Source organism: Pseudomonas sp. RL, assembly GCF_000647775.1.
Classification (GTDB): Bacteria; Pseudomonadota; Gammaproteobacteria; order Pseudomonadales; family Pseudomonadaceae; genus Serpens; species Serpens flexibilis.
In genome coordinates, this window is record NZ_JBOY01000010.1 from 1 (window position 1) to 21,308 (window position 21,308).

Here is a 21,308-nt window from a genome sequence, read left to right on the forward strand (position 1 = left end):
ACGCCGAGCAGGCCGCCGGCCAGGCCGGCCACCGCGCCCAGCGGCGCCAGCCAGGGCCACGGGTAACGCAGCTCGGTGCTGCCGGCCTGCGGGCGGTAATAGATGCGCAGCAGGTTGTAGGCGGCGAGCAGGAACAGGAACACCACGAAGGCCTGGCGCATCAGGCGCGGGTCCTGGCTGACCGCCCATTTCGCGCCGATGACGGCGAACAGGAAGCTGGTGATGCCCAGCGCCAGCGCGTAGCGCAGGTCGATGCGGTTGCGCTGGTTGTAACGCCATACCGCGAGCAGCACGTTGGGCACCACCATCACCAGGGCGGTGCCCTGGGCCATCTGCTGGTCGAGGCCGAACAGGATGCCCAGCGCCGGGATGGCGATCAGGCCGCCGCCGATGCCGAACAGCCCGCCGACCGTACCGAGCAGCAGGCCGAGAATCAGATTGAGGGAGAAATCGAGGAATTGCATGGTGCCTCCAGTCGCAGGGCCGCCATGCTAGCCACGACCCACTGGCCGGGAAACGGGATGCCGCGCACAATGGCTTTGCGCAATCCGCAAAGGCACCGTTTCATGAACCCGGATCAACTCACCGATCAGCTGGCGATCTTCCTCGATGTTCTGGAATGCGGCAGCTTTTCCGCCGCCGCGCGCCGGCATCCGCTGACGCCCTCGGCCGTGGCGCGACGCATCGACAGCCTGGAAAAGGCCCTGGGCAGCAGCCTGTTCCTGCGCAGCACCCATGCCGTGCGCGCCACCCCGGCAGGGTTGGCTTTTGCGCAACGGGCACAGCGAATCCTCGATGAACTGCGCCAGGCCCGCGCCGAGGCCGTTTCCCTGAGCAGTGCGCCCGAGGGGCGCATCCGCATCGATGCCCCGGCCCCCTTCGGGCGTCGCCGGCTGGCGCCGGTGATCGCCGATTTCCTGGCCCTCTATCCGGGCCTGGACGTGCAGCTGCGGCTGATCGACAGCTTCGTCGACCTGCGCGGCGATCACCTGGGTGAGGTGGACCTGGTGCTGCGCATCGGCCCGCTGGCCGATACCCGGTTGATCGCCACGCCTCTGGCGCCGCTGGTGCGGGTGCTGTGCGCCAGCCCGGCCTACCTGGAGCGCCGCGGCGCGCCCAGCTCGCCGCTGGAACTGGTCGACCACGACGGGCTGGATTGGGATGGCCTGACACCGCAATACGCCTGGCGCTTCGAGATCAATGGCCAGCGCCAGCTGTGCCGGCCGCGCCGCCAGCGCATGACCACCAACAACGCCGAAACCCTGCTGTTCGGCGCGGTGGCCGGGCTGGGCATCGCCCATCTGCCGACCTGGCTGGTCAGCGAACACCTGCTGCGCGGTGAGCTGGTCCCCCTGCTCTGCCCCGACGGCCTGCCCCGCCCGGAACCGAGCAGCATTTATGCCCTGAACCTGAACCGCGAGACCCAGTCGCGCACCCGCCTGCTGCTGGCCTTCCTGCAAGAACGCTTCGGCGAGCTGCCGCCGTGGGACCGCATGCTGCAGGAGCGCCTACTGACGCACGGCACCTGAAGCCGGACTTCTGGCGCCATGGATGTGACAGCCTTCACATAAAATTGAACGCTGCCTGCCGGGGCGTGATCCAACGGAGCAAAATCGCGCTCCATCCCGTGACCATGCGGTCGCCCCCATTCATTGCAAGGATCCACCGTGGCCGGTTCCAGCCTGCTTGCCCTGCTCGACGACATCGCTACCCTGCTCGACGACGTCTCGGTCATGACCAAGGTGGCCGCCAAGAAAACCGCTGGGGTGCTGGGCGACGACCTGGCACTCAACGCCCAACAGGTCACCGGCGTGAAGGCCGACCGCGAGCTGCCGGTGGTCTGGGCGGTGTGCAAAGGCTCCTTGCTCAACAAGGCCATCCTGGTCCCGGCCGCCCTGCTGATCGCCGCCTTCGCACCCTGGGCGATCACGCCGCTGCTGATGCTCGGCGGCGCCTTCCTCTGCTACGAGGGGTTCGAGAAGATCGCCCACCGCCTGCTGCACAGCCGCGACGAGGACGCCAGCGACCACGACCAGCGCCTGGAAGCGGTCGCCAACCCGGCGGTGGACATGAAGACCTTCGAGCGGGACAAGATCAAGGGTGCGATCCGCACCGACTTCATCCTTTCGGCGGAAATCATCGCCATCACCCTGGGCGCCGTGGCCGGCGCCCCCTTCGTGCAACAGGTGCTGGTGCTGTCCGGCATCGCCCTGGCCATGACGGTGGGCGTGTATGGCCTGGTGGCCGGCATCGTCAAGCTGGACGACCTGGGCCTGTACCTCAGCCAGAGCGCCTCGTCACTGGCGCAACGCGCGGGCCGCGGCATCCTCGGCGCCGCCCCGTGGCTGATGAAGGGGCTTTCCGTGGCCGGTACCGCCGCCATGTTCCTGGTTGGCGGCGCGATCCTCGTGCATGGCCTGCCGCCCGTGCAGCGCGTCATCGATCAGCTCGCCCAGCGCACTGCCGCGCTGCCGGCCGGCGAGGTGCTGGCGTTTCTGGCACCGACCTTGCTTGCCGCCTTGTTCGGCATCCTCGTCGGCGCGCTGATCGTCGGTCTGCTGGCGATCGGCAAGCAGTTTCATCGTCCGGCCGGCCAGTGAGGGCCGCCGCAGTGTTTCGTGGGTTCAGTGAAGAACAAGAACAGGAGTCCCCGATGCGTAGCCCCCTCATCCTCGCCGTCAGCCTGCTCACCCTCGGGCTGCCCAACCTGACGCAAGCGGTCGAATTCTGGCATTCCAGCACCATCTGGGCCGGCCAGGGTCAGTGCTCGGCGGTGTTTTCCTTCGACAGCGGCCTGCACGAGATCACCGACCTGCGTATCGCCGTGAAGGCGCTTTCGCCGGAGGGCGAGACCGTGCTGGAAGGCGAGCTGGCCATCGACCAGTTCGGCCAGTCGTCCGCCGAACGCTATGCCGATGCCTTCCTGGAAGGCGAGGCCGTGTGCGCCGAGAACCTCACCATTCAGATCGAGGAGGCCACTGCCCGGCTGGATGGCCGCATGATCGACCTGCTGGCCACCCACAGCCTGACCCCGCGCGATTTCCGGCCGTTGCCGATTCGGTTTTGAACGCCCTACGCCACGCCCGTATCCCGCACGATGCGCCCGTCGACCAGCTCGATGCTGCGCCGGCAACTGGCCGACAGGCGCGGGTCGTGGGTGACCACCAGCACGGCGCAGCCGAACTCGCGGTTGATCTCGCGGAACAGCTCGAACACCTGCTCCGCCGTGCGGGTATCCAGGTTGCCGGTGGGTTCGTCGGCCAGCAGCAGCGCCGGGCGCGTCACAAGGGCGCGGGCGATGGCCACGCGCTGCTGCTGACCGCCGGACAGCTGCCCGGCGCGCTTGCCGGCAAAGCCTTCGAGGCCCACCTGGGCCAGCAACTGCTCGGCCAGCTGCACATCGGCCGGCTCCGGCTTGCCGTGGCGGATCATCAGCGGCATCAGCACGTTGTCCAGCACGCTGAAGGCCGAGATCAGGTGGTGGAACTGGAATACGAAGCCGATGGCCTCGTTGCGCAGGCGGGTACGCGCCTCGTCGTCCAGCGTGCGGGTCGGCTGGCCGAGCAGGTAGAGCTCGCCAGCGCTGGGCGAGTCCAGCAGGCCGATGACATTCAGCAGCGTGCTCTTGCCCGAGCCGCTGGGGCCGATCAACGCCGTCAGCTCGCCGCGCGCCAGGCGCATGTCCAGGCCGTGCAGCACTTCCAGCTCCTGCGGGGTGCCGGGGTTGTAGACCTTGCGCAGCCCTTCCAGGCGCAGCACCTCCTGCGAATCAGACATAACGGATCGCCACCGCCGGATCGTAACGGGCCGCGCGCCGCGCCGGCGCAACGGCCGCCAGCACGCCGGTGAGGGTTGCCACGCCCATGGCCGACAGCACCAGCCCGGTGGGCACCTGCACGAAGAACAGTCCCGGGCCCATCAGGTTGAAGACCATGACCAGCGCCCAGCCCACCAGCCCGCCGAGGGCCGAGCCGGCCAGGCCGAGCAGCCCGCCCTGCAACAGGAACACGCGCATGACCTGCCGGCGCGGGCTGCCCATGGCGCGCAGGATGCCGATCTCGCGGGTGCGCTGCACCACGCTGACCGCCAGCACGCTGGCAATGCCGAACGCCACCGACAGGCCGACGAAGATGCGGATCATCTGGGTGGTCATGGTCTGCGAGCTGAGGGCGTTGAGCAGTTGGCCATTGGTGGCCATCCAGCTTTCCGCCTGCATGCCGGTGAGCCGCGCCAGGCGCTCGGCAATCTCCTCGGCGGCGAAGATCTCCTCCACGGTCAGGTCGATCTGCGTCACTCCGCCCGGCAGGTCGAGGAGGATCTGCGCCTGGCGCAGGTCCAGGTAGACGTAGCGGGAATCCAGCTCGCGCACGCCCAGCTCGAAGATGCCGGCCACCCGCATGATCAGCTCGCGGCCCTGGCCGCCGTCCAGGCGCAGCTTGTCGCCAACGCTCAACCCGAGGTCCTTGGCCAGCTCGCTGCCGATGGCCACCTGATCGCCCTCGATGCTGAAGCGGCCGGCCACCAGGTCGCGGGCCACGGGCACGATGCGCTGGTAACGTTCCGGGTCGATGCCCATCAACGCTACAGAGGCGCGTGCCAGGCCGCGCCGGGCGATGGCCGGGCCGGTGGCCAGCGGCGATACCGCCAGTACCTGCGGCTGGCCGTCCAGCAGGTCGCGCAGCGCCTGCCAGTTGCTCAGCGAGCGCAGGCGCTGGGCGCGCGGGCTTTCCAGCACCAGGGCCACGGCGCCATCCGGCGCAGGCAGCACCCGGTTGGCGTCATCGGGCATCTGCACCTTCAGGTGCGCCTGGGTGCCCAGGGTGCGCTCGATGACGTTGGCCTGCAGGCCGGTGATCAGCGCGGTGATGAACACGATCACCGCCGAGCCCACGGCGATGCCCACCATGATCAGCAGGGTCTGCAGTTTGTTGTCGAACAGGAAGGCCAGGGCGATCTTCCATTCGAGCCACAGCGCATCCAGCCAGCGCATGGCTCACTCCGCGCCCGGCAGCGGCAGCAGGTCGACACGCACCCGGCGGCCCGGCTCGGCGTTCACGTTGAGCACCCGATCGCCCGCCCGCAGCCCGTCCAGCACCTCGCTGAGCGCCACGCTGCGCAGGCCCAGGCGCACCGCCACCCGGTCGACCGTTCCGTCGGCGGCGACCCGCAGTACCTGCGCCTGACCGCCTTCGCGACCGAGCAGGGCATCGTTGCCGATCACCAGGGCGCGCTCGCGGCGCGCCGTTTCGATGTTCACCGACACGCTCATGCCCTGGCGCAGGAAATCCGCCTCGTCGAGCAGTTCCAGGTGAACGTCCAGGGTGCCCTGGTTGGGGTCTACGGCGGGGGCCAGGTAGCTGACCTGCGCGTTGAGCACGCGCTCGGGCCAGGCATCGGGGATCACCCAGGCCGGCTGGCCGAGGGCCACCGGCCCCAGATTCTTCTCGTCCAGCGGCAGGAGAATCTCGCGGCTGTCGGCGCGGGCGATCTCCAGCAGCAGGTCGCCGGGGCGCACCAGATCGCCGGGCTCGACATTGCGCCTCTGCACGGTGCCTGCGTAGGCGGCATGGATGCGCGTGCGCGCCACGGCGACGTGCGCTTGTTCGAGGCGCTGGCGCAGTTGCTGTTCCTCGCTGCCGCCCTCGGCCAGCGCGTCGCGCTGCAGACGGGCGCGGTCACGGGCTACGCGGCTGGTCAGTTCAGCGCGCCGCGCCTGTTCACGGGCCTCGGCGGACAGCAGACCACGCTCGAACAGGGTTTCGCGACGCTCGCGCTCGCGGCTGGCCTGGGCCAGCTGGCTTTCGGTATCACGCAGCAGTGCCTCGGCCTGCGGGCGGCTGGAATCGATCAACTGGCGCAGCGCGGCTTGGGCTTCGCGCAGGCGAGCCTGTTGTTCGTCGTCGCGCAGCTCGATGAGCAGGTCTCCGGCTTCGACGCGGTCGCCTTCGCGTACATGGCGGGCCTTCACGACCCCCGTAAGCTCGCTGCCGATGCGCGCCAGCGACTGGCTGGACACCTCACCGCTGGCCACCACCCGCTGCACCAGCGCGCGTTCCTCCAGCTGGTAGCCGGTGACCAGCGGCCCCTGCCAGGGTCGCCAGAACCACAGCAACAGAGCCAGCAGCAGCAGGGCGAGCAGCACGCGGAGCAGCGTCTTGGAGGCAATGCGCACGAGCAGAAAACTCCAGCACTCGGCGCGAAGCGCGCCGACCAGCGGCTAGCCTACACAGCCGCCGGGGGGATTGCACGGCTGCGCCCGTCGTCTGCTTTTAGAGAGCCGCTCCCAGGGAACACCGCTCACTCTGGCCGCCGCAAACCTCGCCGGATGTGTCCCGGCCAGGCCTCACAGCTTCGCTCAGGGCGTGCCCGGCGGCGACTGGGTGAACATCTCGGCGGCACGGCGTTCCAGCTCGTCGGGGGCGACATCCTCGACATGGCTGGCCAGGTTCCACACGAAACCGTAAGGGTCGCGCAGCATGCCGCTGCGGTCGCCGTAGAACATGTCCTGCGGCGCCATCAGTTGCTCGGCCCCGGCGGTCAGGGCCTGGGCGAAACAGGTATCGACGTCCTCCACATACAAATAGAGGCTGATGGCGCTGGAATGCTCGGGGGCGGCAGCCATGTGGCTGTTGGCATCGCAGGGATCGGCGAGCATGAAACAGGCCTTGCCGACCCGCAGTTCGGCATGGCCGAGTCGCCCTTCGGGGCCGTTGATGCGGTAGGCAACTTCTGCACCGAAGGCCTTCCGATAGAACTCCATGGCCTGCGCGGCCCCGCGAATGCTCAGGTAGGGAATCAGGCCGGGGTACTCGTTGGGGATTGCCTGGGTCATGGGGGGATCCTCATTCGGGTTGCAGATCAAAGTGGGCCTGGCCGCTCTGCGGATCGAACGGTGCGGACCAGTGTTCGTGCACGATCAACCATTGCCCGTCGATGCGCCGCAACACCTGGGTGAAGCGCATCCAGGCGCTTTCCATTTCGCCCTTTTCATTGGCGCAGCCGCAGTGACACAGCCCATAGGCGCAGGCCAGCGCCCCGTCCTGCTCAATGCGCAGGTCATTCATTTCGAGCAGCGGCTCGCCCCTGACCTGCTCCTGGCAACGTTGCCAGTGCTCGCGGTAGCTGGCCCGGCCGGTGAAGCGCAGCGGCCCGATGGCGTCGAACGCCACGACGTCCGGCGCGTAGGTGGCAGTGATGCCCTCCAGATCGCGCCGGCGCACGCTGCTGACCCAGCGTTCGATCAAGGCACGGATTTCGGAATGCTCGGCTGTCATGGCTGACCTCCTGGCGGCGTGGTGCCGCCGTATGCGTAGGCGAGATTGGATGGCGCGTGGACTGCCGCATTCCACGCTGGAGACGGACGGAAACGAAAAGACCGCGGCCGGAGCCGCGGTCTTTTCGGGTACGACGCTGCCGATCAGTGCGCGAACAGCGAACCACCCTCCTTGCCCGCCAGACGCTGCGGGGAGATCAGGAAACGCGCCAGGGCCGGCAGCAGCCACAGGGCGCCGAACATGTTGACGATGAACATGAAGGTCAGCATCAGGCCCATGTCGGCCTGGAACTTGATGGCCGAGAACATCCAGGTCGCCACACCCACCGCCAGGCACAGGCCGGTGAACAGCACCGCCTTGCCGGTGGACTTCAGCGTTTCGTAGTAGGCCTCCTGCAGCGGCAGTCCGGCGCGCAGGAAACTTTCCAGACGGCTGTAGATGTAGATGCCGTAGTCCACGCCGATGCCCACGCCCAGGGCGATCACCGGCAGGGTCGCCACCTTCATGCCAATGCCGAGGAAGGCCATCAGCGCGTTGCCGAGGATCGAGGTGAGGATCAGCGGCAGCACGATGCAGATGGTCGCGGCAATCGAGCGGAAGGTGATCAGACACATGCCCGCCACGCACAGGTAGACGAGGATCAGGATGGTCAGCTCGGAGCTGGCGATCACCTCGTTGGTGGCCGCCTCGATGCCGGCGTTGCCGGAGGCCAGCAGGAACTCCAGACCGTCACGGTTGTACTGCGCGGCGAAGGCTTCCACCTCGGCGGTGACGCGCTTGAGGGTCGCGGCCTTGTGATCCTCGAGGAAGATCAGCACCGGGGCCAGCGAGCAGGCGTTGTTGTACAGGCCTTCGGCGCGGGCGATGGAGCTGTTGAGCACGTCCTGGTTGCGCGACAGCGTCTCCCACTTGAGGCTGCCCTCGTTCATGCCCTTGATGACCTGCTTGGACACGCTGACCAGCGACACCGCGGACTGCACGCCGGGGGTGTTGTCCATTTTCCACATCAGCTCGTCGATGGCCGACAGGGTCTGGTGGGCCGAGCAGCCCTCCGCACCGGTCTTGACCATGACCACCAGCACGTCGGAACTGGTCGAGTAGTGGCGGATGATGTAGTCGTTATCCTGGTTGTAGCGCGAGTCCGGACGCAGTTCCGGCGCCCCCTGGTCCAGGTCGCCGATCTGCAGGTTTTCCTTCTGGTACCAGAACGCGCCAATGGCCACCACCAGCGCCAGCACCACGGAGATGGGCGCCACCACCGGATTGGCGAAGTTGGACAGCAGGCGCCAGAACGGGTGATTGCTGGCGGCGTATTGCTTGCTGAGCTGCACGGCCCGCTTGCTGATGCCCAGGTAGGAAATCGCCACCGGCAGCAGGATCAGGTTGGTGAACACGATCACCGCCACGCCGATGGAGGCGCCGATGGCCAGTTCGTGGATCACGCCGATGTCGATGATCAGCAGGGTGATGAAGCCCACTGCGTCGGCCAGGATGGCGATCATGCCGGGCAGGAACAGCTGGCGGAACGTCAGCCGGGCGGCGGTCAGCGGGCTGTCGGTGCCGCTGGATTGCTGGGCGATGCCGTTGATCTTCTGCACGCCGTGGGAAATGCCGATGGCGAAGATCAGGAACGGCACCAGCATCGAGTAGGGGTCGATACCGAAGCCGGCCAGGTTCATCAGGCCCAGCTGCCAGATCACCGCGATCAGGGTGGTGATCAGTACCGCCGCCGTGCTGCGCGAGCAGTGGGTGAACAGGTACAGCAGCACCATGGTGATCAGGAAGGCGACACCGAAGAACATCACCACCGCTACCAGGCCGTCGATCAGGTCGCCGACTTTCTTGGCGAAACCGACGATGTGGATTTCCACGTTCGGGTCCTGGGCCTGGTATTTGTCGCGGATCTTCTCTTCCAGCGCGTGGGAGAACTCGCGGTAGTCCAGGTTGAGCAGACGGCTCTGGTCTTCCGGATCGGCAAACACCTCCAGCAGCGGCACATCGACGATGCTGGAACGGAAATCGTTGGCCACCAGGCGGCCGACCTGGCCGGACTTGAGGATGTTCGAGCGCAGCTCGTCGAGGCTGGCCTGGGAGCCGTCATAGCTCTGCGGGATGACTTCGCCGCCGTCGAAGCCCTCTTCGGTCACCTCGGTCCAGCGCACGCTGGGGCTCCAAAGCGACTTCAGCGCAGAGCGGTCGACGCCATTGATGTAGAAGACTTCGTCATGGATCTGCCGCAGCGTTTCCATGTACTGGGCGTTGAAGATGTCGCCCTGCTTCACCGCGACCGCGATGCGCACCGTGTTGCCCAGGTTGGCCAGGTCGTCACGGTACTCGATCATGTTCTGGATGTAGGGGTGCTCCAGCGGGATCATCTTCTCGAAGCTGGTCGAGGGACGAATCTGGCTGGCCTGCCAGGTCAGGAACAGCGTGGCCAGCAGGCACAGCAGGATGACCACGGGGCGGTTGTTGAAGATCAGCCGCTCAAGCAGCCCGGCACGATTCTGGCGATGACTGGACATGTGAATACTCGCTCTTATTGTTGTTTGGCGGCGGGCGTGCCGGCGACCGGCCTGTCGGCAATCTGCTCGGCGGTGAGGCCGGTGGCATGGATGCCGCCCTGGCCGACCAGCACCAGGCGTCCGGCGCTGTCATCGGCGACCGAGGAGAGCGACTGGCGATCCGGGCGGTTGAATACCGTGAAGCTGCGCCCGTCATCCACGCTGGACAGCACGCTGCCGCCATGCCCGACCAGCACCAGGGTGCCATCGCCTTGCAGGGTGCCGCCGTTGAGGCCGAACACCAGCTCGCCGGCAGCGCTGCGCAGCGAAACGGCGCGCCAGGTGTCGCCGAAGTCGGCGGAGCGATACAGGTTGCCGCGCAGGCCGTAGATCAGCAGGGTGTCGTTGCGGGCGGTGCCGAGGGCGCCGAACAGGGTGCCTTCATAGGGGCTTTCCAGGCGCTCCCAGCTCTGGCCCCAGTCGGCGGAGCGGAACAGTGCGCCCATTTCGCCGACGATCACCAGGCCGGCGTTCTTGACCGCCGCGATGCCGTTGAGGTGCTGGCCGTCCTCGTTGTCGAGACGGTCGCTGACGTCGTCCCAGCTACGGCCGCCGTTACGGGTTTCCAGCAGCGCGCCGTAGGCGCCCACGGCGAGCCCGTACTGACGGTCACGGAACCAGATGTCCAGTAGCGGCGATTCGCGCTCGCGGTCCTCGAACTGCTGCACCCAGGTGGCGCCGCCGTCCTGGGTGGCGAGGATCAGGGCGTCATGGCCGACGGCCCAGCCGTACTGCTCATCGACGAAGGTGACGGCAGTCAGCAGCTGGCGGGTCGGCACGCGGGCCTGGATCCAGTTGCGGCCGCTGTCGTCGGAATAGAGGATGTGGCCCCGCTCGCCGACGGCCACCAGGCGCTTGCCGGCGTGGGCGATGTCCAGGACGAGGCCCTGCACGGCCTTGGGGGATTCGATGGAATACTGCACGACATCATCCTGCGCCTGGGCAGGGATGGCGGCCAGCGGCAGGCCGGCGAGAATACCGCACAGGGCGAGCACTGAGCGCAGCGACAGGAATGACGAGACTGTCGGCCGCCGGGGGGAATACCCGCACGAACCCGCCTGTGTGCGCCGTTTGGGCTCACTCATGGACCTTTCTCCTTATTGTTATTGTGGGCCAGCCCTCTGTCGGGGATGGTCGTCGGTATCCTAGACAGCGCCGCAAAGCGCTGACAATCGACTGATCGTTATGTTTTGTAAGCCTGTGCGCAGAGTGTTCCACGGCGTGACGCGCATCGTCCCCGCGCGTACATCCGGCTGCAATGGCCATTGGTTTAATATCATCGACCGCCGAGAACATCGAAGCTGTTCAAGCCCTCGGCATCGCTGCCGATAAGCCATCTGATCGGCCCGGTTCGCCACCCAAGACCTTCTCCTCCAGGCCGGCGGGCCCGGAGATTCAAGGAGCACCATGAGCAACGCCGTCAAACATCAGATGTCCGTGCAGACCAAGATCAACCTGGCCATGCTGCTGGTGCTGGGTCTGCTCATGCTGGCTTCGCTGATTTACTCCGCGAACAACGAGCGCAACCTGATCCAGCAGGTGATGGAGCAGCGCACCCGCGACACCGCCGACACCTACTTCGATTTCATCAACACCAGCATGCTCACCGGGACCATGGCGCAGCGCGGCATCCTGCGCGACAAGATCCTCGCCAGCCCGGGCATCATCGAGGCGCGCATCATCCGCGACGAGGAGATCAACAAGGTCTTCGGTCCCGGCTTCGATCACCAGGCGCCCGCCGATGAATTCGACCGTCGCGCCCTGAACGGCGAGGCGATCATGGAAATCACCGAGACCGACAAGGGTCGGGTGCTGACCGTGGTCAACCCGATCCATGCGCAGAAGGATTATCGCGGCACCAACTGCCTGATGTGCCACCAGGTGCCGGAAGATGCCGTGGTGGGCGCGGTGCGCATCAGCTACGACCTCTCCAAGCTGGACGCCCAGGTGGATCGCAACATCCTGGTTTCCGCGCTGATCCAGCTGCTGCTGCTGGTCGCCGGGCTATGGATCATGATCTGGACCGTGCGCCGGGTGATCATCCGCCGCATCGTCGACATGCGTCACACCATGGAAGCCATGACCCGCGACGAGGACCTGAGCCGCAGCGTGGAGGTGAAGACCGTCGACGAGATCGGCGCCATGGGTCATGCCTTCAACCAGATGATCGGCAAGTTCCGCCATAGCCTGGGTGCGGTGGCCGGGGTGACCAGCCAGCTGGGCGAGGTCTCCGGACGGGTGTCGCAGGTGTCCGAAAAGACCCTTGGCGCCGTCAACGAACAGCGCAGCGAAACCGACATGGTGGCCTCGGCCATGAACGAGATGAGCGCCACCGTGCAGGAAGTGGCCAGCAACGCCACCCAGACCGCCGCCGCCTCGCGCAGCGCCGAGGACGAGTCGCGCAACGGCGTGCAGGTGGCCGACGAGGCGCTCAAGGGCATCGAGGCGCTGATCCGCGAGATCGAGAAGGCCGCCGGGGTGATCCGTCAGGTGGAGAGCCACAGCGACAACATCGGCGCGGTGGTCGGCGTGATCAAGGGCATTGCCGAGCAGACCAACCTGCTGGCCCTCAACGCGGCCATCGAGGCGGCGCGGGCCGGCGAGGCCGGTCGCGGTTTCGCCGTGGTGGCGGATGAAGTACGCACCCTGGCCTCGCGCACGCAGAAGTCCACCGAAGAGATCCAGACCATGATCGAGCGCCTGCAGGAAGGCGTGGACGACGCGGTGGACGCGATGGAAGGCGCGCAGGACAAGGCGCGCAGCGGCGCCGAACAGGTCAGTCGCGCGGCCGATAGCCTGGGGCGCATCGCCAGCGAGGTCACCACCATCAACGACATGAACGCCCAGGTGGCCACTGCGGCCGAGGAGCAGAGTGCCGTAGCCGAGGAGATCAACCGCAATATCATCTCCATCAGCCGCAGCGCCGACGCCACCTCCCACGAGGCCAGCCAGAGCGCACAGATCAGCGACGAACTGGTGCGCCTGGCCACGGAGCTCAACCGTCTGGTAGCGCGCTTCAAGCTCTGAGGCCAGCTGGCCACGTAGCGCGGTCGGCCGCCACTGGGTGCAGCGCCGCACCCCATGGCGGCCAACGCGTCGCGTTGACCGCCCTTCGATTGCCAGGTGCACGCCGGACACTCGACGCCAACGCGCCGCGAGGCGCGCCCTATTCCTCCTCTTCCGGCGCCTCGAACAGGTCGGCGGCGCGCAGCAGGCCGGCCAGCAGCGCGTGGCGCTGCCATTCCTCCAGCTCCGCAAACCGTTCCAGCACATGCGCCGGCAGCAGTGACGGCGCCTCGGCCAGCGCCGCCCGCCCCGCCGGTTCCAGGCGCAGCCAGTGCCGGCGGCGGTCCTGCTCGTCGCGCGTGCGGCTGACCAGCCCGCGCCCTTCCAGGCGCTCCAGCACCCCGGACAAGGTCGCAGCCGACAAGCTGACGCAACGCGACAACTGGCTGGCGGTCAACTGATCCCGTACCGCCAGTGTCTGCAGGATCAGCAGTTGCAGAGGGGTCATCCCGCCGTAGCGCGACAGCCGCTTGGCATGCACCTCGGCCGCCTGCTGCAGGCGCCGCAAGGCCTGGTAGATGGACACCGCATAGCCATCATCGAGGGCCTTATTAGTTTCAGTCATAACTATATTTACCCACTAACCCAGACCTTATCAGACCAATAGACCAGAATAAGGTTTGACATGAAAGTATTTTTCTTGCTTAGGTAAAAAGGAACCTCAACCCACCCCATACCCCAACGGAGAACCGGTAAGGTCATGTGTGGCATCGCAGGAGAACTACGTTTCGATGGGCAGCCGGCGGATCTCGCCGCCCTCGCCCGTATCACCCACCACCTCGCCCCGCGCGGTCCCGACGCGTGCGGCTTCCACAGCCAGGGGCCACTGGGCTTCGGCCATCGCCGCCTGAAGATCATGGACCTCGACGAGGCGTCCGGACAGCCCATGAGTGCACCGGACCTGGGCCTGTCGATGGTGTTCAACGGCGCCATCTACAACTACCCCGAACTGCGCGCCGAGCTGGAAAGCCTCGGTTACCAGTTCTTTTCCGGTGGCGACACCGAAGTGCTGCTCAAGGGCTACCACGCCTGGGGCGAAGCCCTGCTGCCGAAGCTCAACGGCATGTTCGCCTTCGCCATCTGGGAGCGTGACCGCCAGCGGCTGTTCATCGCCCGGGATCGCCTGGGCGTCAAGCCGCTATACCTGTCGCGCACCGGCGCGCGCCTGCGCTTCGCCTCGACCCTGCCGGCGCTGCTGCAGGGCGGCGACATCGACACCGCCATCAACCCGGTCGCCCTCAACCATTACCTGAGCTTCCACGCCGTGGTGCCGGCGCCGCACACCCTGCTCAAAGGGGTGGAAAAGCTGCCGCCGGCCAGCTGGATGCGCATCGATGCCCAGGGCAACTGCGAGCAGCACACCTGGTGGCAGCTCGACTACGGCCCGCACGAGGCCGAACGCAGCTTCGCCCTCGAAGACTGGCGCGATCGCGTGCTGGACAGCCTGCGCGACGCCGTCGCGGTGCGCCAGCGCGCCGCCGTGGACGTCGGCGTGCTGCTCTCCGGCGGCGTGGACTCCAGCATGCTGGTGGCGCTGCTGCGCGAGGTCGGCGTGGAGCGCCTCTCGACCTTCTCCATCGGCTTCGCGGATGCCGGCGGCGAGCGCGGCGACGAGTTCGTCTACTCGGACCTGATCGCCCAGCGCTTCGCCACCGATCATCACCAGTTGCGCATCCAGGAAGCGGAGATCCTCAGCGAGCTGCCGGCGGCCTTCCGCGCCATGAGCGAGCCGATGGTCAGCCATGACTGCATCGCCTTCTACCTGCTGTCCCGCGAGGTGGCGAAGCACTGCAAGGTGGTGCAGAGCGGCCAGGGCGCCGACGAGCTGTTCGCCGGCTACCACTGGTACCCGCAGGTGAACGGTGCCAGCGATCCGCTGGACGCCTACCTGCGCGCCTTCCGCGACCGCGATTTCGACGAGTACCGCGCCACCGTGCTGCCGGCCTGGGTCAGCCGCGACTTCTCCGCCGAGTTCGTCGCCGCACATTTCGCCGCCGCCGGCGCCAGCGAGGCGGTGGACAAGGCGCTGCGTCTGGACAGCACCGTGATGCTGGTCGACGACCCGGTCAAGCGCGTCGACAACATGACCATGGCCTGGGGCCTGGAGGCGCGCACGCCGTTCCTCGACTACCGGCTGGTGGAGCTGTCGGCGCGTATCCCGGCGCGTTTCAAGCTGCCCGACGGCGGCAAGCATGTGCTCAAGGAAGCGGCGCGCAAGGTCATTCCCGCCGAGGTGATCGACCGTCCCAAGGGCTACTTCCCGGTGCCCGGCCTCAAGCACCTGGACGGCGCCACCCTGGACTGGGTGCGCAGCCTGCTGCTGGACCCCGGCCAGGATCGCGGCCTGTTCGATACCCGCATGCTGGATCGCCTGCTCAGCGACCCCGAGGGACAACTCACCCCGCTACGCGGCTCCAAGCTCTGGCAGCTGGCCGCCCTGAATCTGTGGCTCAGTGAACAAGGACTGTAAACGTGACCTCGATGACACCCCCGCCGAACGGCAGGAGACGCCCCATGTCCAAGTCTTCCTCCCATGGTCAGTACGAACAGCGTCTGCAGCGTGGCCAGGCGCCCTCCTACCAGCGCCTGCAGGCGCGCCTGGCCGAGGAAGGCCAGGGCGAGGTCGGTGTTCCGCAGATCCTGCAATGCGGCTGGGGGCGCCTGCTGCTCGGCCACACCTTCCCGGACGCCGAAGGCCTGGCCAGTGAGCTGCTCAAGGAAAATCCCGGCGAGCGCGACATCGCCCTCTATGTGGAGGCGCCACAGCAGGTGCTGTCCTACGCGCCGCAGCAGCTGTTCCTCGACCCCTCGGACACCCTGCGCCTGTGGTTTTCCGACTACCGCCCGGCGCGGCGCAGCTTCCGCGGCTTCCAGATCCGCCGCGTGCAGAGTGACGCCGACTGGCAGGCGGTCAACCGCCTGTACCAGACGCGCAGCATGCTGACCGTCGACCCGCAGCGCCTGACCCCGCGCGCCGAGGGCGGCCCGGTGTACTGGCTGGCCGAGGACACCGACACCGGCCAGGCACTGGGCACGGTGATGGGCCTCAATCACCAGGAGGTGTTCCAGGACCCGGAGCGCGGCAGCAGCCTGTGGTGCCTGGCGGTCGATCCGCAGTGCCCGCGACCGGGGGTCGGCGAGGCGCTGGTGCGCCACCTGATCGAGCATTTCCAGTCGCGCAGCCTGGCCTGGATGGACCTCTCGGTGCTGCACGACAACCAGCAGGCCAAGGCGCTGTACGCCAAGCTGGGCTTTCGCAACCTGCCCACCTTCGCGGTCAAGCGGCGCAACAGCATCAACCAGGCCCTGTACCTGGGGCGCGGTCCGCAGGATGAGCTCAACCCCTACGCGCGCATCATCGTCGACGAGGCCCTGCGCCGCGGCATCGAGGTGCAGGTGGACGACGCCGAGGCAGGGCTGTTCACCCTCAGCCACGGCGGGCGGCGCATCCGCTGCCGGGAGTCGCTCAGCGACCTGACCAGCGCGGTGAGCATGACCCTCTGCCAGGACAAGCGCCTGACCCACCGCTGCCTGCGCAAGGCCGGCCTGTTCCTGCCTGCCCAGCAGTTGGCGGCCAGCGCCGAGGACAACGCCGCGTTCCTCGCCGAGCACCGGCGTGTGGTGGTCAAGCCGCTGAACGGCGAGCAGGGCCAGGGCGTGGCCGTCGACCTGCGCAGCGAAGACGAACTGGAACAGGCCATCGGCGCCGCCCGCGTCTTCGACAGCCGCGTGCTGCTGGAAAGCTTCCATGAAGGCCGGGACCTGCGCGTGCTGGTCATCGGTTTCGAGGTAGTGGCCGCCGCGCTACGCCACCCCGCCGAGGTGATCGGCGACGGCCAGCGCAGCATCCGCGCGCTGATCGAGGCGCAGAGCCGGCGCCGCCAGGCCGCCACCGGCGGCGAAAGCCGCATCCCGCTGGACGAGGAAACCCAGCGCACCCTGCTCAACGCCGGTTTCGACTACGACAGCGTGCTGCCGAACGGCCAGCACCTGGCCGTGCGGCGCACCGCCAACCTGCACACCGGTGGCATCCTCGAGGACGTCACCGCGCAGTTGCACCCGGCGCTCGCCGAGGCCGCCGTGCAGGCGGCACGCGCCCTGGACATCCCGGTGGTCGGCGTGGACCTGCTGGTCACCGCCGCCGACCAACCGGACTATGTGTTCATCGAGGCCAACGAGCGCGCCGGACTGGCCAACCACGAACCGCAACCGACCGCCGAACGCTTCATCGACCTGCTGTTCCCGCTCAGCCAGACGCAGGGCTGAGGCGTCGCGCGCCAAGGAGTCATCATGTCCCACCCCCTGCCCGACCCGGATACGGCCTACCTGCGCCAGGTGCTGCTGGAGATGCTCGCCATCCCCAGCCCCACCGGCTTTACCGATACCCTCGTGCGCTATGTCGCCGAGCGCCTGGACGAACTGGGCATTCCCTACGAGCTGACCCGGCGCGGCACCGTGCGCGCCACCCTCAAGGGCCGGCTGAACAGCCCGGACCGCGCGATTTCCGCGCACCTGGACACCATTGGCGCCAGCGTGCGCGAGATCAAGGACAACGGCCGCCTGTGCCTGGCGCCGGTGGGCTGCTGGTCGAGCCGCTTCGCCGAGGGCAGCCGGGTCAGTCTGTTCACCGATGGCGGGGTGATACGCGGCAGTGTGCTGCCGCTGATGGCTTCCGGACACGCCTTCAACACCGAGGTGGACAGCCTGCCGGTGAGCTGGGACCACATCGAGCTGCGCCTGGACACCCTGGCCGCCAGCCGCGCGGAAGTGGAAGCGCTGGGCGTGCGGATCGGCGATGTGGTGGCCTTCGATCCGCTGCCGGAGTTCAGCGACAGCGGCCACCTCAGCGCCCGCCACCTCGACGACAAGGCCGGCGTCGCCGCCCTGCTCACCGCCCTGAAGATGGTGGTGGACAGCGGCATCGAGCCGCCCATCGACTGCCACCCGCTGTTCACCATCACCGAGGAAATCGGCTCCGGCGCGGCGGCCGCCCTGCCCTGGGATGTCAGTGAGTTCGTCGGCGTGGACATCGCCCCGGTGGCGCCGGGGCAGAGCTCCAGCGAACACGCGGTGACCGTGGCCATGCAGGATTCCGGCGGCCCCTACGACTATCACCTGTCGCGCCACCTGCTGCGCCTGGCCGAACAGCAGGACATCCCGGTGCGCCGCGACCTGTTCCGCTACTACCACAGCGACGCCCAATCGGCGATCGCCGCCGGCCACGACATTCGCACCGCGCTGCTGGCGTTCGGCTGCGACGCGACCCACGGCTACGAACGCACCCACCGCGACAGCCTGCTGGCGCTGACCCGGCTGATCGCTGCCTACGTGATCAGCCCGCCGGTATTTGCCAGCGACGCCAAGCCGGCCCAGGCCTCGCTGGAGCCCTTCAGCCACCAGCTCGAGCACGAAACCCAGATGGAACCGGAAACCCGCGTGCCGGCGGTGGACAGCCTGGTGAGCTGCGGCAAGGACAAGGGCTGAGGAACGGGAGGGCGGGCTTTGCATTCGCCCGCCCGCCCACTAGCATGGCGGCCGCATTCCGGAGAGCCTTCATGCTGATTCCCCACGACCTGATCGAAGCCGAGACCCTGACCCGCCTGCTGGAAGACTTCGTCACCCGCGAAGGTACCGACAACGGCGACGACACCCCGCTGGACACCCGCGTCGCCCGCGCCCGCCGCGCCCTGGAAAAGGGCCAGGCGGTCATCGTCTTCGACCCGGACAGCCAGCAGTGCCAGCTGGCCCTGCGCGAGGAGGTGCCGAAGGAGTGGTTGGAGGAATAACGGGGGCTGGGTGCAGGGCGACGGCGGCCAGATAAGCGGGCCCGCACAGACCCTCAGATCCGCGCGCCCTCGCGCTCCCAGGCACAGCGCATGCGCAGCTCGCCCTGGCGGGGACTGTGCAAGCCGCTTTCCGACTCCCAGTGAAAGGTGTGGGTGCCGCTCAGCTCGGTTTCCAGGTGCACCACCGCGCTGCTCCAGTACAGCCGCCGCAGCAGCTCTTCGAACTGCGCGACCCACAGCTTCCATTCGTACTCGATGCCGGGATAGCTGGCGCCGAAATGGATCACCTGGGTCTGGAACAGACCGGCCCCGGGCTGCTCGCAACAGGAGAACATCTCCCGCCCCAGGAAGCTCCATTGCTCATCCGGCAGCTCGGCCAGCATGCGGCGATTGTGGGCCTGGCGCACTTCGGCGCCCAGCGGGTCGGTGGCCGGCCAGCCACGAATGCAGCCATAGACGATGGATTCGGCTTGCACGGATCAATCTCTATCCAGAGAAACGGTCTGGGCGGGGAAGCTAGCACAGGGGCGCGCAGGACGCATCAGCCGCGCCGGCGCAGCGCCAGGGTCACCAGCAGCATGACAGCGGCCATCAACGCCAGCACCGTGAACGGCAGCCGGTAGCTGCCGGACAGGTCACGCAACAGGCCCACCAGCAGCGGCATCACACAGGCCAGGGTGTAGCCGACCGACAGCATCATCGCCGTCCAGCGGCTGACCTCCAGCGGCGAGTTCACCTCGTACATGGGCAGGATCAGCGCCAGCGCGAACGAACTCGACAGCGCGATGCCGAGCAAGGCCGCCGTCAGTTCGGGCTGGAAGGCCGGCGCCAGCGCGATCAGTGACAGGCACAGCAGCGCCAGCGTGGAGCAGCCACCCAGCAGCAGCGGCCGGCTCACGCCCCGGTGCGCCAGCCAGGGCACCAGGAATGAACAGGGCATGCCGGCCAGCATGAACAGGCTGAGCAGGCCGTTGCTGCGCATCGCCCCTAGACCGGCCTCGCCGTAACGCGCCACCAGCCAGGTGCTCAGCGCATAGAACAACCCCGACTGCAGGGCAAAGAAGGCCGTGATCAGCCAGGCGCGCGGCACCGTCCATGGCAGTCCACCGGTTGGCACCAGCCCGGGCGGCTCGCTGCGGTTGGGCAGGCGCAGCCATAACAATGCGGCCAGCAGCGCCGGCAGTGCCCAGAAGGCCAGCGCCAGCGGCCAGCGGTCGGCGAAACCGTGGGTCAGTGGCTGGGTCAGCACCACGCCGGCGGCGCCGCCCATGGACATGCTCAGGGAAAACCAGCCGATGGCCGCGCCCAGGCCCTGGGCGAAGTGACGCTTGATGAAGCCGGACATCAGCGGACCGGCCACGGCGATGCCGATGCCGACCAGCGCGGCGCTGCCGATCAGCACCAGGCTGGAAGTGGCGGCCAGGCGCAGCGACAGCGCCAGGGCGATCAACAGCAGGCAACCGAGCAGGGTGCGTTCCAGCCCAACGCGCTGCGCCAGGCGGGGCGCCAGCGGCGCCAGCAGGCCCATGAACATCACCGGCAGCACAGTGGTCAGGCTGATGCTGGCGCGACTCAGCGCCAGCTCGGTGGCGATGCGTTCGATCAGCGGCGCCAGCGAGGTGATGCCGGGCCGCAGGTTCAGCGCGGCCACGACCAGCGCCAGCAGCAGCAACAGGCGGGAGGGAGAACGCATGCGGAAACATCCGGAACGGTTGACCAGCCGGGCACCCTACACAGGCGCCCGCCGGCCGGCAAGCGTCATGCCCCGCGCTTGGCGCGCAGCTTCTCGGTCATGGCGATCATCTGCTGGTAGATTACCTCCGGGTTCTGCCGCTTGATCGCCCAGGCCATGCGCCCCTGTTCGTGAGGCAGGATCATGAAGGTGCCCTTGGCGACTTCCGCGAAGATGTAGTCGGCGATGTCCGCCGCGCTGATCGGCGAGCTGTCCAGCAGCTTGCCCACCTGCGCCTTCATGGCCGGGTCCGGGCCGCGAAAGGAATCCAGCAGGTTGGTCTGGAAGAACGACGGGCAGACCACATGCACGTCGATGCCCTGCGGCTTGAGTTCCACCAGCAGGCTTTCCGAGAGCGCCACCACGCCGGCCTTGGCCACGTTGTAGTTGCTCATCGCCGGCGCCTGCATCAGTGCGGCCAGCGAGGCGATGTTGATGAGGCGCCCCTGGCTGCGTTCGAGCAGCGGCAGGAAGGCCTTGCAGCCCTTGATCACGCCCATCAGGTTGATCGACAGCTGCCAGTCCCAGTCCTCCAGCGACAGGTCGCTGAAGAAGCCGCCGGAAGCCACGCCGGCGTTGTTGACCACCACATCGATGCCGCCCAGACGCGCCTCGCAGGCCTGGGCGAAGGCGGTGAGCTGGCTGTAGTCGCGCACGTCACAGCGCTGGGTGAAGCCATCGCCGCCCGCCTCGCGCACCAGGGCCAGGGTTGCTTCCAGGCCGTCCGGGTTGATGTCTCCCAGCGCGAGTTGCCAACCCTCGCGGGCCCAGCGAAGCGCGATTTCCCGGCCCAGTCCAGAACCGGCGCCGGTGATCATGATGCGGTTGTGCATAGCGGTATCGCCCTTCTTGTTGTTGTGCCGTGCCGGAGTCTAATCCGCTCGCCGGC

20 protein-coding genes are annotated in these 21,308 nt (G+C 67.6%); 8 read left to right on the forward strand and 12 right to left on the reverse strand.

All coding sequences use genetic code 11. From position 1 onward, the window contains the following. Positions 1 to 464, reverse strand: a 464-nt coding sequence (locus AS93_RS0102640; protein WP_027589142.1) for a sulfite exporter TauE/SafE family protein, incomplete at its 3' end; no start/stop codon positions are given. Between the two features lie 102 nt (positions 465 to 566). Here AS93_RS0102640 and AS93_RS0102645 point away from each other — a divergent pair. From AS93_RS0102645 to AS93_RS0102655, 3 genes are all read left to right on the forward strand, one after another. Further along, entirely contained in the window at positions 567 to 1,529 is a 963-nt protein-coding gene (locus tag AS93_RS0102645; RefSeq protein ID WP_027589143.1) for a LysR family transcriptional regulator, read from the forward strand. A gap of 138 nt (positions 1,530 to 1,667) precedes the next feature. Next, complete coding sequence (locus AS93_RS0102650) at positions 1,668 to 2,600, forward strand: DUF808 domain-containing protein (protein ID WP_027589144.1); 933 nt, start codon at positions 1,668 to 1,670, stop codon at positions 2,598 to 2,600. A 53-nt stretch (positions 2,601 to 2,653) separates the two neighbouring features. Beyond that, positions 2,654 to 3,067 carry an IrmA family protein gene (locus AS93_RS0102655; protein ID WP_027589145.1) on the forward strand — a complete coding sequence of 138 codons (414 nt, stop codon included), beginning with the start codon at positions 2,654 to 2,656 and terminating at the stop codon, positions 3,065 to 3,067. A gap of 5 nt (positions 3,068 to 3,072) precedes the next feature. Here AS93_RS0102655 and AS93_RS0102660 read toward each other — a convergent pair whose 3' ends face one another. From AS93_RS0102660 to AS93_RS18610, 7 genes are all read right to left on the reverse strand, one after another. After that, on the reverse strand, positions 3,073 to 3,777 hold the full coding sequence (locus tag AS93_RS0102660) for an ABC transporter ATP-binding protein (RefSeq protein ID WP_027589146.1): 705 nt from the start codon (positions 3,775 to 3,777) through the stop codon (positions 3,073 to 3,075). After that, positions 3,770 to 4,990, reverse strand: a complete 1,221-nt coding sequence (locus tag AS93_RS0102665) for an ABC transporter permease (protein ID WP_027589147.1) — start codon at positions 4,988 to 4,990, stop codon at positions 3,770 to 3,772. Before AS93_RS0102665 ends, AS93_RS0102660 begins: the two co-directional genes overlap by 8 nt. Before the next feature lie 3 nt (positions 4,991 to 4,993). Beyond that, on the reverse strand, positions 4,994 to 6,166 hold the full coding sequence (locus AS93_RS0102670) for an efflux RND transporter periplasmic adaptor subunit (RefSeq protein WP_051587317.1): 1,173 nt from the start codon (positions 6,164 to 6,166) through the stop codon (positions 4,994 to 4,996). A gap of 189 nt (positions 6,167 to 6,355) precedes the next feature. Further along, a complete protein-coding gene (locus tag AS93_RS0102675; RefSeq protein WP_027589149.1) occupies positions 6,356 to 6,832 on the reverse strand; it encodes a VOC family protein in 477 nt (158 codons plus the stop codon). A gap of 10 nt (positions 6,833 to 6,842) precedes the next feature. After that, entirely contained in the window at positions 6,843 to 7,274 is a 432-nt protein-coding gene (locus tag AS93_RS0102680) for an SgcJ/EcaC family oxidoreductase (protein ID WP_027589150.1), read from the reverse strand. Between the two features lie 143 nt (positions 7,275 to 7,417). Next, positions 7,418 to 9,796 carry an RND family transporter gene (locus tag AS93_RS0102685; RefSeq protein WP_027589151.1) on the reverse strand — a complete coding sequence of 793 codons (2,379 nt, stop codon included), beginning with the start codon at positions 9,794 to 9,796 and terminating at the stop codon, positions 7,418 to 7,420. Between the two features lie 14 nt (positions 9,797 to 9,810). Next, positions 9,811 to 10,920: a YCF48-related protein gene (locus tag AS93_RS18610; RefSeq protein WP_051587315.1), complete on the reverse strand. Its 1,110-nt coding sequence runs from the start codon at positions 10,918 to 10,920 to the stop codon at positions 9,811 to 9,813. A gap of 322 nt (positions 10,921 to 11,242) precedes the next feature. Between AS93_RS18610 and AS93_RS0102695 the strand changes: the two genes are divergently transcribed. Further along, positions 11,243 to 12,862 carry a HAMP domain-containing methyl-accepting chemotaxis protein gene (locus AS93_RS0102695; RefSeq protein WP_027589152.1) on the forward strand — a complete coding sequence of 540 codons (1,620 nt, stop codon included), beginning with the start codon at positions 11,243 to 11,245 and terminating at the stop codon, positions 12,860 to 12,862. Positions 12,863 to 13,001: 139 nt separating this feature from the next. Here the strand turns inward: AS93_RS0102695 and AS93_RS0102700 are convergent, their stop codons facing one another. Further along, complete coding sequence (locus AS93_RS0102700) at positions 13,002 to 13,466, reverse strand: MarR family transcriptional regulator (RefSeq protein ID WP_027589153.1); 465 nt, start codon at positions 13,464 to 13,466, stop codon at positions 13,002 to 13,004. Positions 13,467 to 13,601: 135 nt separating this feature from the next. On the opposite strand from AS93_RS0102700, the gene AS93_RS0102705 reads away from it, so the two are divergent. The 4 genes from AS93_RS0102705 (at position 13,602) to AS93_RS0102720 (ending at position 18,687) form a co-directional block, all read left to right on the forward strand. Beyond that, on the forward strand, positions 13,602 to 15,371 hold the full coding sequence (locus tag AS93_RS0102705; protein ID WP_027589154.1) for an N-acetylglutaminylglutamine amidotransferase: 1,770 nt from the start codon (positions 13,602 to 13,604) through the stop codon (positions 15,369 to 15,371). Between the two features lie 44 nt (positions 15,372 to 15,415). Next, positions 15,416 to 17,167: an N-acetylglutaminylglutamine synthetase gene (gene ngg, locus AS93_RS0102710; protein ID WP_027589155.1), complete on the forward strand. Its 1,752-nt coding sequence runs from the start codon at positions 15,416 to 15,418 to the stop codon at positions 17,165 to 17,167. Between the two features lie 24 nt (positions 17,168 to 17,191). Continuing rightward, positions 17,192 to 18,385 carry an osmoprotectant NAGGN system M42 family peptidase gene (locus AS93_RS0102715; protein WP_027589156.1) on the forward strand — a complete coding sequence of 398 codons (1,194 nt, stop codon included), beginning with the start codon at positions 17,192 to 17,194 and terminating at the stop codon, positions 18,383 to 18,385. A gap of 71 nt (positions 18,386 to 18,456) precedes the next feature. Continuing rightward, positions 18,457 to 18,687, forward strand: coding sequence for a YheU family protein (locus AS93_RS0102720; protein WP_027589157.1), 231 nt, complete (start codon positions 18,457 to 18,459; stop codon positions 18,685 to 18,687). A gap of 53 nt (positions 18,688 to 18,740) precedes the next feature. Here the strand turns inward: AS93_RS0102720 and AS93_RS0102725 are convergent, their stop codons facing one another. From AS93_RS0102725 to AS93_RS0102735, 3 genes are all read right to left on the reverse strand, one after another. Further along, positions 18,741 to 19,163, reverse strand: coding sequence for a hypothetical protein (locus AS93_RS0102725; RefSeq protein WP_027589158.1), 423 nt, complete (start codon positions 19,161 to 19,163; stop codon positions 18,741 to 18,743). Positions 19,164 to 19,228: 65 nt separating this feature from the next. Beyond that, complete coding sequence (locus tag AS93_RS0102730; RefSeq protein WP_027589159.1) at positions 19,229 to 20,380, reverse strand: MFS transporter; 1,152 nt, start codon at positions 20,378 to 20,380, stop codon at positions 19,229 to 19,231. Between the two features lie 65 nt (positions 20,381 to 20,445). Beyond that, positions 20,446 to 21,252: an SDR family oxidoreductase gene (locus AS93_RS0102735; RefSeq protein WP_027589160.1), complete on the reverse strand. Its 807-nt coding sequence runs from the start codon at positions 21,250 to 21,252 to the stop codon at positions 20,446 to 20,448. Positions 21,253 to 21,308 lie beyond the last annotated feature (56 nt).